The organism is Rhodanobacter ginsengiterrae (genome assembly GCF_050026815.1).
Taxonomy (GTDB): domain Bacteria; phylum Pseudomonadota; class Gammaproteobacteria; order Xanthomonadales; family Rhodanobacteraceae; genus Rhodanobacter; species Rhodanobacter ginsengiterrae.
In genome coordinates this window covers 1-18,715 of sequence record NZ_JALBWO010000039.1, presented here as the reverse complement: position 1 = coordinate 18,715, position 18,715 = coordinate 1, and the positions used below count along the sequence as shown (strand labels likewise).

10 protein-coding genes are annotated in these 18,715 nt (G+C 68.5%); 6 read left to right on the top strand and 4 right to left on the bottom strand.

Features of this window, described 5'->3' with window-relative positions:
- Nucleotides 1–109: 109 nt before the first annotated feature.
- The 3 genes from ACQGNJ_RS02515 (at nt 110) to ACQGNJ_RS02505 (ending at nt 3,265) form a co-directional block, all read left to right on the top strand.
- Nucleotides 110–742, top strand: a complete 633-nt coding sequence (locus tag ACQGNJ_RS02515; RefSeq protein WP_426687655.1) for a nucleotide-binding protein — start codon at nt 110–112, stop codon at nt 740–742.
- A 58-nt stretch (nt 743–800) separates the two neighbouring features.
- Nucleotides 801–1,274: a SixA phosphatase family protein gene (locus ACQGNJ_RS02510; protein WP_426687654.1), complete on the top strand. Its 474-nt coding sequence runs from the start codon at nt 801–803 to the stop codon at nt 1,272–1,274.
- Between the two features lie 116 nt (nt 1,275–1,390).
- Nucleotides 1,391–3,265 (top strand): phospholipase D-like domain-containing protein, encoded by a 1,875-nt coding sequence (locus ACQGNJ_RS02505; protein ID WP_426687653.1) that lies wholly within the window; start codon nt 1,391–1,393, stop codon nt 3,263–3,265.
- 91 nt (nt 3,266–3,356) lie between these two features.
- Here the strand turns inward: ACQGNJ_RS02505 and ACQGNJ_RS02500 are convergent, their stop codons facing one another.
- Together ACQGNJ_RS02500 and ACQGNJ_RS02495 are read right to left on the bottom strand one after the other, a co-directional pair.
- The gene (locus ACQGNJ_RS02500) at nt 3,357–3,896 is read right to left on the bottom strand and encodes an energy transducer TonB (RefSeq protein WP_426687652.1); all 540 of its coding nucleotides are present in this window, start codon (nt 3,894–3,896) and stop codon (nt 3,357–3,359) included.
- A gap of 15 nt (nt 3,897–3,911) precedes the next feature.
- Nucleotides 3,912–5,198: an acetyl-CoA C-acetyltransferase gene (locus ACQGNJ_RS02495; protein WP_426687651.1), complete on the bottom strand. Its 1,287-nt coding sequence runs from the start codon at nt 5,196–5,198 to the stop codon at nt 3,912–3,914.
- A 217-nt stretch (nt 5,199–5,415) separates the two neighbouring features.
- Here ACQGNJ_RS02495 and ACQGNJ_RS02490 point away from each other — a divergent pair, with 217 nt between their 5' ends.
- Together ACQGNJ_RS02490 and ACQGNJ_RS02485 are read left to right on the top strand one after the other, a co-directional pair.
- A complete protein-coding gene (locus ACQGNJ_RS02490) occupies nt 5,416–6,558 on the top strand; it encodes a hypothetical protein (RefSeq protein ID WP_426687650.1) in 1,143 nt (380 codons plus the stop codon).
- Nucleotides 6,559–6,679: 121 nt separating this feature from the next.
- Nucleotides 6,680–9,187, top strand: coding sequence for a sensor domain-containing protein (locus tag ACQGNJ_RS02485; protein WP_426687649.1), 2,508 nt, complete (start codon nt 6,680–6,682; stop codon nt 9,185–9,187).
- A 48-nt stretch (nt 9,188–9,235) separates the two neighbouring features.
- Here ACQGNJ_RS02485 and ACQGNJ_RS02480 read toward each other — a convergent pair whose 3' ends face one another.
- Nucleotides 9,236–9,709: a GNAT family N-acetyltransferase gene (locus tag ACQGNJ_RS02480; RefSeq protein WP_426687648.1), complete on the bottom strand. Its 474-nt coding sequence runs from the start codon at nt 9,707–9,709 to the stop codon at nt 9,236–9,238.
- Nucleotides 9,710–9,865: 156 nt separating this feature from the next.
- Here ACQGNJ_RS02480 and ACQGNJ_RS02475 point away from each other — a divergent pair, with 156 nt between their 5' ends.
- Nucleotides 9,866–18,508 (top strand): glycoside hydrolase family 94 protein, encoded by an 8,643-nt coding sequence (locus ACQGNJ_RS02475; RefSeq protein ID WP_426687677.1) that lies wholly within the window; start codon nt 9,866–9,868, stop codon nt 18,506–18,508.
- A gap of 28 nt (nt 18,509–18,536) precedes the next feature.
- Here the strand turns inward: ACQGNJ_RS02475 and ACQGNJ_RS02470 are convergent.
- On the bottom strand, nt 18,537–18,715 hold a 179-nt coding region (locus ACQGNJ_RS02470), incomplete at its 5' end, for a tyrosine-type recombinase/integrase (protein WP_426687676.1).

The window sequence follows — 18,715 nt, the reverse complement described above, 5'->3', positions numbered from 1 at the left end:
CGGCCGCGCGCCCGCCTCCCACGGCCCTCCCGTCACCTCGCGTTCCGGGATTCCCCTTTCCCGCCCCGCCCGGTAGGCTGGGATCACCTTCCGTGGCAAGGGTGATCCGATGCTTACGACGCTGGTGGCAAGCAGCAAGGGTGGTTGCGGCAAGAGCACACTGGTGACGCAGCTGGCGTCGCACTGGGCACAGGCGGGGCAACACACCGCCATCGTCGACGCTGACCGGCAACACTCCAGTTTCCACTGGGCCGAGCTGCGACCGGACAATGTCCCTGGCGTGCTGGCACTGGAAGGCGGCCGACGCGGCCTGCAGCGGGTGCCGCCGGATACCGGGCAACTGCTGATCGATACCCCGGCCGGCTCCGGCGAACGCGAACTCGAACCTTATCTGGAGCTGGCCAACGTGCTGCTGGTGCCGGTGCTGCCGTCCTCGTTCGACCTCGACGCCACGCTGCGCTTTCTCGACGAATTGCGCTCGATCAACCGGATCCATCGCGGCAAGCTGCCGGTGGCGCTGGTCGCCAACCGGCTCAAGCCATGGACCCATGCCAGCCAGGATGCGGTCGCCCGGCTGGCCGAGCAGTCACCGTTCCCGATCGCCGCGCAACTGCGCGACAGCCAGGCCTATGTGCTGCTCGCCGGCCTCGGCAAGGGCATCTTCGATTACCAGTCCGAACAGGTACGCAGCCACCAGCAGGACTGGAAAGCCCTGCTGCGCTGGATCAAGCGCCAGCCATGAAGCGCGCCTGCCCATCCAGCTTCCCGCGCGCCTCGCGCAACCACCGCCGGAGTTCCCCATGCACGAACTGATCCTGTTGCGCCATGCCGAAGCGGTGCCGATAGAAACCAGCGGCGACGACCAGCAACGCCCCTTGAGCCGCCGCGGCGAACAGGAGGCCCAGGCCGCCGGGCTGTGGCTGGCCGCCCACAAGCTGCGTCCGGATCGGGTGCTGTGCTCGCCCACCCGGCGCACCGACGAAACCACCCGCCTGGCGCTGGCCGCCATCGACAATGCGCCGGTGCCGCAACAGGCGGTCGAGATCTACGACGCCTCGCCCGGCGAACTGCTGGCCTTGCTCGATCAGCACAACGATGCCGGCACCGTGCTGCTGGTCGGCCACAATCCCGGCATCGAGCGGCTGGTCGCCCTGCTGGTCGAGGGTCGCTCCGACGAATTCCGCGGCATGCCGCCCGGCGCGCTGGCCGTGTTGCATCTGAACGGCGCGCTGGAGCCGGGCAACGCGCGGCTGGATGCCTTCTGGTCGCCCTGACGACCTGCTCGCGCTGACTTGTCCGGATCATCGCCGGGCATCGTACGAATCCGATCTGCCAACGCCTGCGGCCGTGTCCTCACGGCTGCGGCATGCGCAGCACGTATGATTCATCCATGACTTTCCTGCGTCGGCTCACTCTCCCGCTACTGCTCGCGCTGCTGCTGCTGCAGGGCTGCACGGTCTCCCGCGGGCAGATCCGCCGCGCCGATGCGGTGGTCGCCGCCACCACCAATCGCAGCAGCAGCTGCGATCAGCCCGACCACTGCGCCACGCCTTCACCGCTGCTGGCCGCCGCGGCGGCAGCCCTCGCGGCGTCGACGCCGGACCAACCGGTCCACGTGGTCACCCTGCTCGACGACAGCGAACCGGCGCTGGCCGCGCGGGTCAACCTGATCCGCGCCGCGCGCCAGTCGATCGACGTGCAAACCTACATCTGGGACCAGGACGACGCCGGCCAGTTGATGCTCGACGAACTGGTGCGCGCCGCGCGCCGCGGCGTGCAGGTGCGCATCCTGGCCGACCAGCTGTTTTCGTTTGGCAACGTCGACCTGCTCGACCGACTGGCCAGGATCAGCCCGAACCTCCAGGTACGGCTATACAACCCCACTTTCCACAAGGCGCGCACCCAGCCGCTGGAGTTCGCCGCGGGCGTGCTGTGCTGTTTCATGCAGTTCAACCAGCGCATGCACAACAAGCTGATCCTGGTGGATGACCTGATCGGCATCACCGGTGGCCGCAACTATCAGGATCGCTACTTCAACTGGGACGATGACTTCGACTACGTCGACCGCGACGTGATGGTCGGCGGCCCGGCGGCGCGCGAGATGGCGGCCAGTTTCACCTTGTTCTGGAACCATCCGCGCGCATCACCGCTGACTCACCTGCGTGACGTCAACCAGCGCATCCTCGGCGACAGTGCCGCGCCCACCTGGCCCGCGCCCGTCTACCGGCGTCCGCAGCGGGTGGCCCAGTTGCAGCAGGCGGCCGAGGACCCGGCGTGGCTGCAGGCGTGGCTGATCGATCCGAGCTTGCGCGTGGGCAAGGTGGATTTCTTCAGCGACCTGCCGGCCAAGACCGACAAGCCGGACAAGCGGCGTGCGCTCGACTTCACCCGCCACATCATGCGCATGGTCAGCGAGGCGAAGCGCGAGGTGCTGCTGCAGACGCCGTACCTGGTGATGAGCAAACGCGCGCAGCACATCTTTCGCGTGCTGCATCGCCGGCCCGAGCCGCCGCGGGTGATCGTCTCGACCAATTCGCTGGCTTCCACCGATGCATTCGCGGTGTATGCGATGTCCTACAAGCATCGCAAGCGCTATCTCACCAAGTTCGGCTTCGAGATCCACGAGCTCAAGCCGCACGCCCCCAGCGCTGCGGTGGACAACGAACTGGCCAATCTGGACAGCGGCGATGGCGTCCTGCCACTGGACATCGTGAGCCCGGCCAGTCCCGCGCGAGCGCGCTTCCACCTGCTCGGCAGCCGTGGCAGCAACAACCGGCCGGCGCCGCTGGAAAGCGCGGGCCGGCGCTTCGGCCTGCATGCAAAGTCGATCGTGGTCGATGACTCGTTTGCGATGGTCGGCTCGCACAATTTCGATCCGCGCTCGGATCACTACAACACCGAGGCGGGGGTGATCGTCTACGACCACGCGTTCGCCGACCAGCTGCGCCACAGCATCATGCGCAGCGTGCAGCCGGAGAACGCCTGGGTGGTCGCGCCGCGCGAATCGAAGGTGCCGGTGCTGACCGACATCAACCAGGCCATCGGCACGGTCTCCGAAAGCCTGCCGCTGTTCGATCTGTGGCCGTTCCGTTACGCCACCAGCTACGACCTCGAACCCGGCTGCCAGCCGATGCGTGCCACCGACCCCAACTTCTTCGCCTGCTACCAGCCGGTCGGCGACTTCCCCGACGTGGCGCTGTCGCCGAAGCTGATCATCACCCGCATGGTGACTGCCTTCGGCGTCGGGGTGAAAGGCGTGCTGTAGGAGCCCACCCTGTCAGGGCGATGCTTTTGCTCTGGGGAACAACGGGGAACGGGGACGGAAGATCATCGCCCACACGGCGGGCTGCCACCTGTCAGGGCACGCGGGCGACGCCGTCGCCCTGCGAAGAAAAGCGCATCGGCAATTCACCGCTGAAGCCGTCCGGATGATCCCCCGGTACCGCGAAGCGCCAGCCGCGCACGCTGCGCAGTGCGTGCTGGTCGAGCACGGGATCACCGCTGGACTGACTCAGGCTCGCGCCGGCCACCCGCCCGTCGACGTCGATGTCCACGTGCAGCACCACGCGGCCATCCAGGTGGCCGCGCAGCGTATCCCATGGCTGCGAGTTGTCCGACGGCGTGGCCACCGGCACCAGTTCCGGCGTCGCCGGGGCGACCGGCGGAGTCGGCTCGACGACGGCCGGGCGGTAACGCGGCCGGCGCGGCGTATGCGTCACATGAGTCGACGCGTGGATGGTGCGCGGCGTCACTCTGGCCGCAGTGTGTGCAGCGGCCAGATAGCGTTGCGGCGGTCCTGGCCAGATTTCGGTGAAACTGCTGAGCCAACCGGTGCCGACAATACCCAGACCAAGCAGCAGCAGGCTGAGGCCGCTGGTCACGCGCAGGCGCGGCACGTCAGGCAGCCGTGCTCACGGCCGCTCGAGAATCGCGGTCACGCCCATCCCGCCGGCGGTGCAGATCGAGATCAGGCCGCGGCCGGAACCCTTCTGTTCGAGCATCTTCGCCAAGGTGGCAACGATCCGCGCACCGGTGGCGGCGAACGGATGACCCACCGCCAGACTGGAACCGTGCACGTTGAGCCTGGCCGGATCGATCGCACCCAGCGGTGCATCCAGGCCCAGACGCTGCTTGCAGTAGTCAGCCGATTCCCACGCGCGCAGCGTGCACAGCACCTGTGCGGCGAAGGCCTCATGGATCTCGTAGTAATCGAAGTCCTGCAGGCTCAGCCCGTTGCGCGCCAGCATGCGCGGCACCGCGATGGTCGGCGCCATCAGCAGGCCCTCGCCGTGCACGAAGTCCACCGCGGCCACTTCCGCATCGCGCAGATACGCCTGCACGGTCAGGCCGCGCTGCGCCGCCCAGGCGTCGCTGCCCAGCAGCACGGCGGCGGCACCATCGGACAGGCCGGTGGAATTGCCGGCGGTGAGCGTGCCGTGGCCGGAACGCTTGTCGAACGCCGGCTTCAGCGAGGCCAGCTTTTCCATGCTCGAATCAGGTCGCAGGAATCCGTCGCGCTTGAGGCCGCGGAACGACACCAGCAGGTCGTCGAAGAAACCTTCGGCATAGGCGGCGGCCAGCTTGTGATGGCTGTCCAGCGCCAGCTGATCCTGCGCCTCGCGGCTGATCTGCCACTCGCGCGCCATCTGTTCGCAGTGGTCGCCCATCGACTTGCCGGTACGCGGCTCGGCCACGCCGGGGAAAGAAGGCTTCAGTTCGCCGAAGGAGAATCCGCGCAGCGCGGTTTTCAGCTTGTCCAGCGGCGTTTTCGCGCGATTCATCGCCAGCAGGCGCTTGCGCAGGCGGGTGCCGTAGACGATCGGCACGTCCGAGGTGGTGTCCGAGCCACCGGCGATGCCGGCCTCGATCTGCCCGGCGGCGATCTTGTTGGCGATGATGATGGTGTTGTCCAGCGAGGTGCCACAGGCACGCGCCGTGGTGATGCCCGGCGTGGTCGGCGCCAGCCCCGAACTGAGCAGCGCCTCGCGCGCCAGGTTCCAGTCGGAGGCGTGCTTGATCACCGCGCCCATCGCCACTTCGCCCAGCTCCACGCCATGCAGGCCGAAGCGCTCCACCAGTGCCCCAAGCACCTTCACCGACATCCCGAAGTTGCCGACGTCGGCATAGGCCGTGTTGTTGCGGCAGAACGGAATGCGTACACCGCCGATGATGCCGACGCGCTTTTGCGGGTTTTCCATGCTCGAAACTGTCCGACAACCAAGTCCGTCAAGGCTAACCCGCCATGCCGTGCGGCGAAAGCCCAGAACACCCGGGGAGGTGCTGCTCCGTTCAGCACCGACATCACGCCAGCACCCATTTCGATGGGCCGGGGCCGGCTCTGTCTGCCCACATCTGAACGGGTCGGCGCATCGTCACTGGTAGAATTGCGCTCTTTGTCTGTTGGATCTCAATCCCGTGGAAGCGCAAACGCTGCTCGCCCTGCCTGTCGTGCTGGCCCTGGAACCGGTCGCGGGCGAGCCGCCGGCACGCTGCACGCTCACCCGCGACGAGGCCGCCGAGCTGGCCACGCTGGTGGCCAGCGATCTGCACACGCTGGTGCCGCAGGTGGATGCGGCCCGACTCGCGCTGGCCGGCGCCTTGTTCGATCAGGTGGAACTGCTGCGCCCCGGTTTCCCGGTGTGGAGCACGCTCGACGAACTGGCCCGGCGCGTGCCCCGTGGGCACCTGCAGAACGTGGTGGCGTTCGGCAGTCACGACGGCCACATGCCGGCGCAGCCGCTGGAGCCTTCGGCGCTGTATGCGGGCGGCCCGATGCGGCTGTTGCCGATCAGCCTGCTGGCGCCGGAGGCGTTGGCCGAGGCGCTGTCCGAACAACTGGAGATCCAGCTGGTCGGCCGCGGCGAGGCCGGCACGCTCACCGCCGACTGGCTGATGCGCACGCTCGGCATCCGCCTGGAACATGTGCGCTACCTGAGCCGCAACGATCTGCTCGCACTGACCTGCGTGCAATACGAGCACGTCAACCTGGCGCCGCTGTGGTCACTGCTGGAGACCGCGTTGCTGACCCCGCAGCGCGAAGAATCCGCGCTGAGCGCGCGCGGTCTGGCGCTGCGCTACGCCGACGGCAAGGTGTTCGCGCAGTCGCCGTCGCAATGGTTGGCCGGGCAGGGCGGCGAGCTCGCCCAGCGCGCGCATGGACTGGCCGGCATCGTGTTCGAGTTGCGCCAGTATGCGGCGCTGCTGCAGGCCCATCAGCTGCCGATCGAGCTGCAGGCCACGCCGGCACTGACCGTCGAGCACGCCGAGGGCTATCTGCTGGAGACCCTGGCCGCCGCGGACTCCTGCTACGACCCACCGGCGTTGTTCGCGCACGAGGCGCCGGGGCTGGGCGTGGTGGCGATCACGGTCGCGCAGCGCGGCGAACAGGGTCAGTCGCGGGCACTGGCGCATGCGTGGCCGCTGCAGCCGCAGGCACTGGGCCGCCTGCTCGCCCTGCTGGCCGACCGCTACGGCGGCACCGGCGACCTGCATGCGCTGGGCCGGATCGTGCTCGACGAGCACGGCAGGCTGGGTGCACCGGCGACGATCCTGCACTAGCCGGCGGCTTTTCAACGGCCTGCGGCGATCGGCCGGGGCCGGCGCGAGCATCTGGGCAAACGCGGGAACTCGGCGCATGATGGTGGCGCGCCGCAGGGGGCGCCACCTTGATGGAAGCGCGATGCGGCCGCCCAAGTCTGCCGAGGTACTGCCTTCGCTCGCCAAGCGGCCGGACTGGTCGGAAAAGGTGCTGCACGGCACCCCGGTCCTGCTGGCCTACCTCGATCACGAGCAGCGCTTCCGCTACGCCAACGAGACCCATCGCAGCTGGCTGGGCCTCGACCCGCAGCGGCTGATCGGCAGGTGCCTGCTCGAGGTGGTCGGCGAACGCAACCATCAGCTGGCCGGGCCGGCGCTGGCCCAGGCCTATGCCGGCGCGCCCGCCAGCTACGAGGGCGAACTGTTCAACGGCAACGAGCGCCGCTATGCGCACGGCAACTTCCAGCCGGACTTCGATCAGGACGGCCATGTCTGTGGCGTCTTCACCGCGCTGATCGACATCACCGAACGGCGCACCCTGGAATTGCAGCTGCACGAAAGCGAGCAACGCTTCTTCAGCGCGTTCCAGCATGCCGCGATCGGCATGGCGCTGACCCATCCGGACGGCCAGTTCCTGCGCGTCAACGCGGCGGTCTGCCAGATGCTCGGCTATTCGGAGCAGGAGCTCCTGCAGCAGGACATCGCCCGGCTCAGCCATCCCGAGGACGTGACCGCGGACGAAGCGCTGATGGCCCAGCTGCTGGCCGGCGAGCGCGATTCCTACCAGCTGGAGAAGCGCAACTTCCACAAGGATGGCCACGTGGTGCACATCCTGCTCAGCGTGTCGCTGGTGCGCGACGCGGCTGGTGCGCCGCTGTACTTCGTGTCGCAGGTGCAGGACATCAGCCAGCGCAAGGCCTTCGAGGACGCGCTGCACCGCGAGCGCGAGCTGGCCGAAGTGACCCTGCGCTCGATCGGCGACGCGGTGATCACCACCGATCCCGAGGTCTGCGTCACCTCGCTGAACCCGATCGCCGAGGCGATGACCGGCTGGAGCAGTGCCGAGGCCGGCGGTCGGCCGATCGAGGAAATCTTCCAGCTGTTCGACGCGGAGGGTGGCCACGTGGTGGCCAACCCGTTGCGCGCGGCGATCGAGCAGAACGCCATCGTCGACCTGGCCGGCAAGACGCTGCTGCGCCATCGGCACGGCTTCGACACGCCGGTGGAGGATTCCTCGGCACCGATCCACGACCATGCCGGCAACGTGATCGGTGGCGTGCTGGTGTTCCACGACGTCAGCGAAAACCGCGCGCTGGCACTGAAGATGATCCACCTGACCCAGCACGACACGCTGACCGGGCTGCCCAACCGCAGCCAGCTGCCCGGCCATGTCAACCGGGCGATCGACAGCGCCAGCCGGCGGCGGCAGCGTGCCGCCGTGCTCTACATCGACATCGACAATTTCAAGCAGGTCAACGAGCTGGTCGGGCATAGCGCCGGCGACCAGGTGCTGCGCTCGTTCATCAGCCAGCTGCAGCGCTGCCTGCCCGGCGACGAACTGCTCAGCCGCTATGGCGGCGACGAGTTCGTGGTGGTGCTGCCGCATATCGACAGTGCCGGCGAGGCAGCCAGCCTGTGCCTGGACCTGATCACCCACGGCGAGCAGACGCGCATCGCCGGCATGCCGACGCTGGCGTTGCATCTGAGCATCGGCATCAGCGTGTATCCGGACGACGCGACCACCGCCGACGAGCTGCTGCAGCACGCCGAAACGGCGCTGGTGGCGGCCAAGGCGCAAGGCCAGCACGGCTATCGGTTCTTCACCGCGTCGATGAACGAACGCGCGCGCGCACAGCGGCGGATCGAAACGGGCTTGCGCGAGGCGTTGTCGCGCAACGAGTTGAAACTGCATTACCAGCCGAAGGTGGATGCCCACAGCGGACGCATCGTCGGCGCCGAGGCCTTGCTGCGCTGGCAGGTCAACGGGCGCGACCTGTACAAGCCTGACCAGTTCATCCCGGTGGCCGAGGACTGCGGCGTGATCCTGTCGATCGGCGCCTGGGTGCTGCGCCAGGCCTGCCGCCAGGCACGCATGTGGCAGCAGGGCGGACACGAGCTGCCGATTTCGGTGAACGTATCGCCGCTGCAGTTCCAGCATGCGGATTTCTTCAACTGGCTGGACGACGTGCTGGAAGAGACCGGTCTGGCGGCGAACATGCTCGAACTGGAACTGACCGAACGCATGGTGATGTCCGGTGGCGAGGCAACCACCGGCCTGCTGCAGCGGATCAAGCAGCGCGGCGTGCGTCTTTCACTGGACGATTTCGGCACCGGCTATTGCAGCCTGTCCTACCTGAAGCACTTTCCGATCGACGCGCTGAAGATCGATCGGGTGTTCGTGCGCGACATCATCGGTGATCGGGATACCGCCACCATCACCAGCTCGATCATCGCGATGGCGCGCAGCCTCAACAAGGATGTGATCGCCGAAGGCGTGGAAACCCGCGAGCAGGGCAGCTTCCTGCGTCATGCCGGCTGCTCGCAGCTGCAAGGCTTCCTGTACGGCGTGCCGATGCCGGCGGTGGAATTCCAGAAGCTGCTGGCCGCATCCGCCGAGCCGCAAGCACGCATGCAAAGCCCGCATGGCTGACGCCGCCGGGGCTGGCGATGGGCCGCACGCCATGCACGCTCCGCGCAGCTAGCCCGCGCTGCCCGGCAGCGCCATCTCGTACATGAAGTAGTGGCAGCGCTGCATGCCCAAGCCTGCATAGGTTGCCTGGGCGTGGCGGTTTTCGGTTTCCACATACAGCCGCAGGCCGACCGCGCCGGCGGCCGCGGCGCGCCGCTCGACCTCGGCATACAGCGCCCGGAACACCCCGCCGCGACGTGCCGCCGGCACCACGTAGACGCTCTGGATCCACCAGAAGTCGCCGCAGCGCCAGTCGCTCCATTCGCGCGTCACCAGCAGGCTGCCGATCGCATCGCCGTCACGTTCGGCCATCAGGTAGAAGCCGCGCTGCGGCTGCTCGAACACGCCGCGGACACCGCGTGTCAGGATCACCGGATCGAGCTTCTTCTGTTCGGTCTCCCACGCCATGGCCGCATTCCACGCGACCAGGTCGGCAAGGTCGGCGGGATCGGCGGGATCGGCGGCGCGAATCTGCAGTGGCACGGCATGACTCCGGTGAAGGGAAGCGTCCATCGTAGCGTGCATGCCCTTCACATGGCGGCGCGTAGCCTCGTGGCCGGCGCTGGCGGCGGCGAGTCGCCGCACCAGGCCAGATTCGCCGGGGCACATCGCCCGCCGGCAGCCACCAGGAAGTCCTCGTTGAATATCGGCAATTTCCTCGACCTGCTCAAACTGCGTCGGTTGAATGCGTTCCGGCGGCGGCGCGCCGCGGCGCGCACCCGGCCCGAGCAGGAACCGGCCTTGCGCGCCGAACTGTTCAGCGCCGAGCAGATGGAGCGCCACGGCCGTGCGCTGGCCGGCCAGCACCGGCTCAGCTCGCGGCGCAATGCCGATTTGCTGCTGGCGCGGCTGGCCGACAACGAGGCGGTGCTGGCGCATGCCTGCGAGCGCCTGACCCACGCCACCCGCAAGCAGCTGCGGATCACTCCGGCCGGCGAATGGCTGCTGGACAATTTCTACCTGGTCGAGGAACAGATCCGGATCGCCCGGCGGCATCTGCCGAAGGGTTACAGCCGCGAGTTGTCGCGGCTGGCACAAGGCCCGTCGGCCGGCCTGCCGCGGGTCTACGACATCGCGCTGGAGATCATTTCGCACGGCGACGGCCGGGTCGACACGCACAGCCTGCAGCGCTTCGTGCAGGCCTACCAGGATGTCGCGCCGCTGAAGCTGGGCGAACTGTGGGCGATCCCGATCATGCTGCGGCTGGCGCTGATCGAGAACCTGCGCCGGGTGGCCGCACGCGTGATGGCCGACTGGCGCTATCGCGGCCGGGCCGCGCGCTGGGCCGACAGCCTGATCGCCACCATCGAACGCGACCCCAACTCGGTGGTGCTGGTGGTCGCCGACATGGCGCGCTCGGATCCGCCAATGAACGGCCCGTTCGTGGCCGAAATGGCCCGTCGGCTGCAGGGCCAGAGCCCCGCGCTGGTGCTGCCGCTGAACTGGATCGAGCAGCGTCTGGCCAGCTCGGGGCAGAGCATCGAGCATCTGGTGCAGGTGGAGGCCCAGCAGCAGGCGACCAACCAGGTCAGCATCAGCAACAGCATTGGCAGCCTGCGCACGCTGGCGGCGATCGACTGGCGCGATTTCACCGAACAATGCAGCCTGGTCGAACGCAGCCTGCGCGGCGACCCGGCCGGCATTTACGCGGCGATGGATTTTGCCACCCGCGATCGCTACCGCCACGTCGTCGAAGCCATCGCACGCCACCACCGCCTGTCCGAAGTGGTGGTGGCCGAAGCCGCGGTCGCGCTGAGCGCCGCGGCGCTCGCCAACGGCGACGACAATCCGCTGGCGCAACACGTCGGCTATTACCTGGTCGATCGGGGACGGCCCCAGCTCGAACGTCACCTCGGCATCCGGCCGCGCGTCGGCGTGGCGCTGCAACGGGCATTCGACCGCGCGCCACTGCCGATCTACCTGGGCCTGCTGGCGGTATTGACCTTCGCGTTCGCGCAACCACTGGTAGCTGCCGCGGCGCACCAGCAGCTGCCGCTGTGGGCGCTGCTGGCGCTGGCCATTCCCGCCACCATCCTGGCCAGCCAGCTCGGCCTGAGCCTGCTCAACTGGCTCGCCACCTTGTCGATCGCGCCGCAGCAGCTGGCGCGGATGGACTATTCGAGCGGCATCCCTGCCAGTGCACGCGCCCTGGTTGCGATCCCCAGCCTGTTCTCCAGCGTGGAAGACGTCGAAGCATTGGTCGAGGCACTGGAGGTGCGCTTCCTCGGCAACCGCGACGAACACCTGCACTTCGCCCTGCTCACCGATTTTTCCGACGCCGACCGCGAGACGCTGCCCGGCGACGAGGCCCTGCTGCGCCTGGCGCAGCGGCGCATCGAGGCGCTCAACGACCGCTACGCCAGCGCCGCGGCCGACCGCTTCTTCCTGTTCCATCGACCGCGTCGCTGGAACCCCGCCGAACAGTGCTGGATGGGTTATGAGCGCAAGCGCGGCAAGCTGGCCGACCTCAACAGCCTGCTGCGCGCCGGTGACAGCGCGGCGTTCATGCTGGTCGTGGGCGACATCGCCGGCCTGCCGCCGGTGCAGTACGTGATCACCCTGGACACCGACACCGAACTGCCGCGCGATGCGGCGCAGGCCTTCGTCGGCACGATCGATCACCCGCTCAATCGCGCCGTGTACGACCCCGAGCTGCGCCGCGTGGTCAGCGGCTACGCGATCCTGCAGCCGCGCGTGGGGATCAGCCTGCCCAGCACCGCACGCTCGCGCTATGCGCAACTGTACGGCAGCGACGCCGGCATCGATCCGTATACGCAGATGGTTTCGGACGTCTATCAGGACGTGTTCGGCGAAGGCTCGTTCATCGGCAAGGGCATCTACGCCGTGGATGCCTTCGAACGCACGCTGGATGGGCGCTTCCCGGAAAACCGCATCCTCAGCCACGACCTGGTCGAAGGCTGCCACGCGCGCTCGGGCCTGCTCAGCGATACCCAGCTGTTCGAGACCTACCCGTCGCACTACAGCGCCGACGTCAAGCGTCGCCATCGCTGGATCCGCGGCGACTGGCAGCTGCTGCCCTGGCTGCTGCCGTGGGCGCCGACCGCGCACGACGGCTGGCAGCGCAACGCACTGACCGCGCTGTCGCGCTGGAAGATCCTGGACAACCTGCGCCGCAGCCTGGTGCCGGCCGCGCTGCTGGTGTTGCTGCTGGCTGGCTGGCTGGCGATCTCGCCCGCGCTGTCGTGGACGCTGGCGGTGCTGGCGATGGTGCTGGTGCCGCCGCTGTTGTCGGCACTGCTGGACCTGGTGCAGAAGCCACGCGACGTGCAGCTGGACCAGCACCTGCGCGCCGGCCTGCACGACGGCCTGCAGCATTTCGTGCGGATGGGCCTTGGCCTGGCCTGGCTGCCGCACGAGGCGCAATACCATCTCGACGCGATCGTGCGCACGCTGTGGCGGATGGCAGTCAGCCACCGCAACCTGCTGCAGTGGCAAACCTCCAGCGAGGTCGAGCGGCGCAGCAGCAACGCCGCGTCGGCGATGTGGCGGCTGATGTGGATCGGTCCGGCGCTGGCGCTGCTGACCGCCGCGGCGTTGGCGCTGCAGCGTCCGTTGATGCTGTGGCTGGCCGCGCCCCTGCTGCTGCTGTGGCTGGTCTCGCCCGCGCTGGCATGGTGGATCAGCCAGCCGCGCCGCGACGATGCGTTCGTGCCCGATGCGCAGCAGCAGCGTTTCCTGCGCACGCTGGCGCGGCAGACGTGGGCATTTTTCGATGTGCATGTGAATGCCGACGAGCACTGGCTGCCGCCGGACAACCTGCAGGAACAACCCGGCCCGACGGTCGCCCATCGCACCTCGCCGACCAATATCGGCATGGCCCTGCTGGCCGGCCTGGCCGCGCACGACTTCGGTTTCATCGGCAGCGCGCGGCTGCTCGAGCGCACCCGGCTGACCCTGGCCACCCTGCAGAAGATGCCGCGCCATCGCGGTCATTTCTACAACTGGTACGACACGCAAAACCTGCAGCCGCTGGCACCGCTGTACGTGTCGGCGGTGGACAGCGGCAACCTCGCCGGTCACCTGCTCACGCTGTATCCGGGCCTGCTCGAACTGATCGACACGCCGGTCTTCACGCCCTCGCTGCTGCAAGGCCTGCTCGACACCGTCGACCTGTTGCACGACGCGCTGGATCGGGGCGGCAGCGACGCGCTGGATCCGCTGCGCCAGGCCCTGGTCGCGGCCCTCGCCACCCCGCCATCGACCTGCAGCGATGTCCGCGCCGTGCTGGCCCGCGTGCGCGACCTGGCGCTGGCGCTGGCCCATTCGAGCCGCGCCGACGCCGACGGCGAAGCCCGCTTCTGGCTGGACACCTTGTGCGCGCAGGCCAGCGAACTGCACACGGATGCCGTGCTGCTGGCGCTGGACCCGCTCGCCGACGAACCGGTGGGCTTCAGCGGCATTCCCACCCTGCGCCAGCTGGCGCGGATCGAGCCGCTGTGCTGGCCCGACCACGCCGATGCCGAAGGCGTGCGCGCGCGCGCCGCGGCGCGAATCGCGCTGATCGAGCAGCTGGCCCATCAGGCCGACGAACTGGCGCAGATGGACTACCGTTTTCTCTACGATGGCACGCGCGACCTGCTGGCGATCGGCTACAACGTCGACCAGCATCGCCTGGACGCCGGCTATTACGACCTGCTGGCGTCGGAAGCGCGGCTGGCCAGTTTCGTCGGCATCGCGCAGGGCCAGTTGCCGAAGGACAACTGGTTCGCGCTGGGCCGGCTGCTGACCACGGTGGGCGGCGAGCCGGTGCTGCTGTCGTGGACCGGCTCGATGTTCGAATACCTGATGCCGACCCTGGTGATGCCCGGCTTCGAAGGCACCTTGCTCGACCAGACCTGCCGCGCCGCGGTGGCCCGGCAGATCGAATACGGCAACCAGCTGGGCATTCCGTGGGGCGTGTCCGAATCGGGCTACAACACGCTGGATGCGCACTTCACCTATCAATACCGCGCCTTCGGCGTGCCCGGCCTGGGCCTGAAGCGCGGGCTCGGTGACGACGTGGTGATCGCGCCGTATGCCAGCGCACTGGCGATGATGGTGGCCCCCGCCGCGGCCACCCGAAACCTGCAGCGGCTGGCCGATGCCGGCGCGCGCAGTCGCTACGGCCTGTACGAAGCGATCGACTACACGCCGGCCCGGCTGCCGGTGGGGCAGGATGCGGCGATCGTGCGGCAGTTCATGGCGCACCACCAGGGCATGACCCTGCTGGCGCTGGACTACGCATTGCTGGACCGGCCGATGCAGCGGCGCTTCGAATCGCATCCGCAATTCCAGGCGAGCAGCCTGCTGCTGCAGGAACGCGTGCCGAAGACCGCCGCCGAATACCTGCATGCCACCGGCTTCCCGGAACTGGGTGGCGACAGCCGCGCGACCGAAGGGCGCCTGCGCGTGTTCACCGACCCGGACCGCGCGCTGCCCGCGGTGCAGCTGCTGTCGAACGGCCGCTACCACGTGATGCTGAGCAGTGCCGGTGGCGGCTACAGCCGCCGCGGCGAGCTGGCGCTGACGCGCTGGCACGAGGACATCACGCGCGATAACTGGGGCGCCTACTGTTACCTGCGCGACGTCGGCAGCAACAGCTGCTGGTCCACCGCCTACCAGCCCACCAACCAGCCGACCGAGCTGTTCGAGGCGATCTTCTCCGAGTCGCGCGCCGAGTTCCGCGTGCGCGAGCGCGAGTTCGACGCGCATACCGAGATCGTGGTGTCGCCCGAAGACGACATCGAACTGCGCCGCACCCATCTGACCAACCGCGGTCGCACGCGACGCACGATCGAGCTGACCAGCTACGTCGAAGTGGTGCTGGCGCCAGCGATCGCCGATGCGCTGCATCCGGCCTTCAGCAAGCTGTTCGTGCAGACCGAACTGGTTCCCGAGCTGCAGGCGATCGTCTGCACGCGGCGCCCGCGCGCCGCCGACGAACAGATGCCGTGGATGTTCCACCTGCTGGCGGTGCACGACGCCGACATCGACGCGATCTCCTACGAGACCGATCGGGCCCGCTTCATCGGCCGCGGCCGCAGCACGGCCAATCCGCAGGTGCTCGATTCGGAGCAGGTGCAGTTGTCCAACAGCGACGGCTCGGTGCTCGATCCGATCATGGCGATCCGCTGCCGGATCACCCTGGACCCCGACCAGACCGCGATCATCGACTTCGTCAGCGGCATCGCCGAGCAACGCGAAGGCTGCCTGAAACTGATCGGCAAGTATCGCGACCGGCACCTGGCCGATCGCGTGTTCGACCTGGCCTGGACGCACAGCCAGGTATTGCTGCGCCAGCTCAACGCCAGCCTGGCTGATGCGCAGCTGTACGAGCACATGGCCACCAGCATCCTGTACCCGAACGACAGCCTGCGCGCCGCGCCGGCCGTGCTGCGCGCCAACCGGCGCGGCCAGTCGGGCCTGTGGGGACAATCCATTTCCGGCGACCTGCCGATCGTGCTGCTGCAGATCGCCAGCCCGTCGCGGATCGAACTGGTGCGCCAGCTGGTGCAGGCCCACGCGTACTGGCGCTTGAAGGGACTGGCGGTGGACCTGGTGATCTGGAACGAGGATCGCGCCGGCTACCGGCAGGAACTGCAGGACCAGATCATGGGGCTGATCGCATCGGGCAGCGAGGCCAGCCTGCTCGACCGTCCCGGCGGCATCTTCGTGCGTCCGTCGCAGCAGCTTTCCAGCGAGGACCGCGCGGTGATGCTGGCCAGTGCGCGGCTGATCCTCGGCGATGCGCGCGGCAGCCTGGCCGAGCAGATCGGCCGCCGGCAGGCACAGTCGCATGCGCCGCGTTTCGAAGCCTCGCGCGCCACGCGCGCAGCGAGCGGCGGCCAGGCGCCAGTAGCCGACACCACCGCGGCGCTGCAACTGGCCAACCCGCACGGCGGCTTCAGCGCCGACGGGCGCGAGTACGTCATCGTGCAGCAGCCGGGCCAACCCACGCCGGCACCCTGGTGCAACGTGCTGGCCAACCCGCACTTCGGCACGGTGATCTCCGAAAGCGGCAGCGCCTATACCTGGGGCGAGAATGCCCACGAGTTCCGGCTGACCCCGTGGCACAACGATCCGGTCAGCGACGGCAGCGGCGAGGCGCTGTACCTGCGCGACGAGGAAACCGGGCAGGTGTGGTCGCCGACGCCATTGCCACGCCGGGGCAGCGGCAGTTACACCACGCGTCACGGTTTCGGCTACAGCGTGTTCGAACACGTCGAGGGTGGCATCCATTCCGAGTTGTGGGTCTACGTGGCGCTGGATGCGTCGGTGAAGTTCTCGGTGCTGAAACTGCGCAACGACTCCGGCCAGCCACGTCGGCTCAGCGTCACCGCCTACGTGGAGTGGCTGCTTGGCGACCTGCGCGAAAAGACCGCGATGCACGTGGTCACCGAATCGGACCCGGCCAGCGGCGCGCTGTTCGCCCGCAACGCCTACAACACCGAGTTTCCGAACCGGGTGGCCTTCCTCGACGTGGAGGACGCGGCGCGCAGCATCGACGGCGACCGCAGCGAGTTCCTCGGCCGCAACGGCAGCATGCATGCGCCCGCAGCGCTGGCGCGTACACATCTGTCCGGCCGGCTGGGCGCGGGGCTGGATCCGTGCGCCGCCTTGCAGTCGCATGTCGCGCTGGAAGCTGGTGGCGAGCGCCAGCTGATCTTCCGGCTCGGGCTTGGCCGTGATGCCGCCGACGCCCGGGCGCTGGTGCAGCGCTTCCGCGGCAACGGCAGTGCCGTCGACGCGCTGGACAAGGTGCGCGCGCACTGGGCGCGTACGCTGGGTGCGGTGCAGGTGCGCACGCCGGAGCCGGCACTGGACGTGCTCGCCAACGGCTGGCTGCTGTACCAGACCATCGCCTGCCGCATCTGGGCGCGCAGCGGCTACTACCAGTCCGGCGGCGCGTTCGGTTTCCGCGACCAGCTGCAGGATTCGATGGCCACCCTGCACGCGGCGCCCGAACTGGCGCGCGCGCAGCTGCTGTTGTGTGCCGCGCACCAGTTCGTCGAGGGCGACGTGCAGCACTGGTGGCATCCGCCGCTGGACCGCGGCGTGCGCACCACCTGTTCCGACGACTACCTGTGGCTGCCGCTGGCCACCGCCCGCTACGTGCTGGCCACCGGCGACCGCGGCGTGCTCGACGAAATGGTCGGCTACCTGGATGGCCGGGCGCTGCAACCCGGCGAAGAATCGTATTACGACCTGCCGCAACCCGCCGGGCTGCGCGAAACGCTGTACCAGCACTGCGTGCGCGCGATCAACCACAGCCTGGGCCGGCGCGGCGCGCACGGTCTGCCGCTGATCGGCGGCGGCGACTGGAACGACGGCATGAACCGGGTCGGTGAAGCCGGCCGTGGCGAAAGCATCTGGCTGGGCTTCTTCTCCGGCGACGTGCTGACCCGCTTCGCCGAGCTGGCGCGACTGCACGGCGATGACACATTCGCGCAACGCTGCGCCAGCGCCGTCAGCCAGCTGCACCTGGCGCTGGAACAGCATGGCTGGGATGGCGCCTGGTATCGGCGCGCCTACTTCGACGATGGCACGCCGCTGGGTTCGTCCGGCAGCGAGGAATGCCGCATCGACTCGATCGCACAGAGCTGGTCGGTGCTGTCGGGCATGGCCCCGGCCCAGCGACGACAGCAGGCGATGGACTCGCTCGATCAACACCTGGTGCGGCGCGACGCCGGCCTGGTCCAGCTGCTCGATCCGCCATTCGACACCTCCGCCGTCGACCCGGGTTACATCAAGGGCTACCTGCCGGGCGTGCGCGAGAACGGCGGGCAATACACGCACGCGGCGATCTGGGCCACGATGGCGTTCGCCGAACTCGGCGACAGCGCCCGCGCGTGGGAACTGCTGCGCATGATCAACCCGGTCAACCACGGCATCGACGCCGCGTCGGTGGACGTCTACAAGGTCGAGCCCTACGTGGTCAGCGCCGACGTCTACGCGGTCGCCCCGCACATCGGCCGCGGCGGCTGGAGCTGGTATACCGGCTCCGCCGGCTGGATGTACCGGCTGATCGTCGAATCCCTGCTCGGCCTGCAGCTGGAAGCCGGCCACCTGCGCTTCGCGCCGGTGCTGCCGCCGGACTGGGATGGCTTCCGCATGGACTATCGCCATCGCGACACGCTCTATCGCATCGACCTGCGGCAAAGCGATGCGGGAACGGCGCCCGCCGTGTGGCTGGACGGCGAAGAGCAACCAGACGGTCGCATTCCCCTGCTCGATGACGGCGTGCAGCATGCGGTGGAGCTCAACTGGCCCCAGCCAGGGTGACCCTGAGGCGCCCGGCCTGCACGCCGGCTCAGCGATCCAGCGGACTCAACACACCGTGTCCGCCGCGGTTGAGCACGTGGGTGTAGATCTGCGTGGTGGCCACGTCCTTGTGGCCGAGCAGTTCCTGGATCGTGCGGATGTCCTGCCCGGCCTCCAGCAAGTGGGTGGCAAAGGAATGCCGCAAGGTGTGACAGGTGGCGGGCTTGA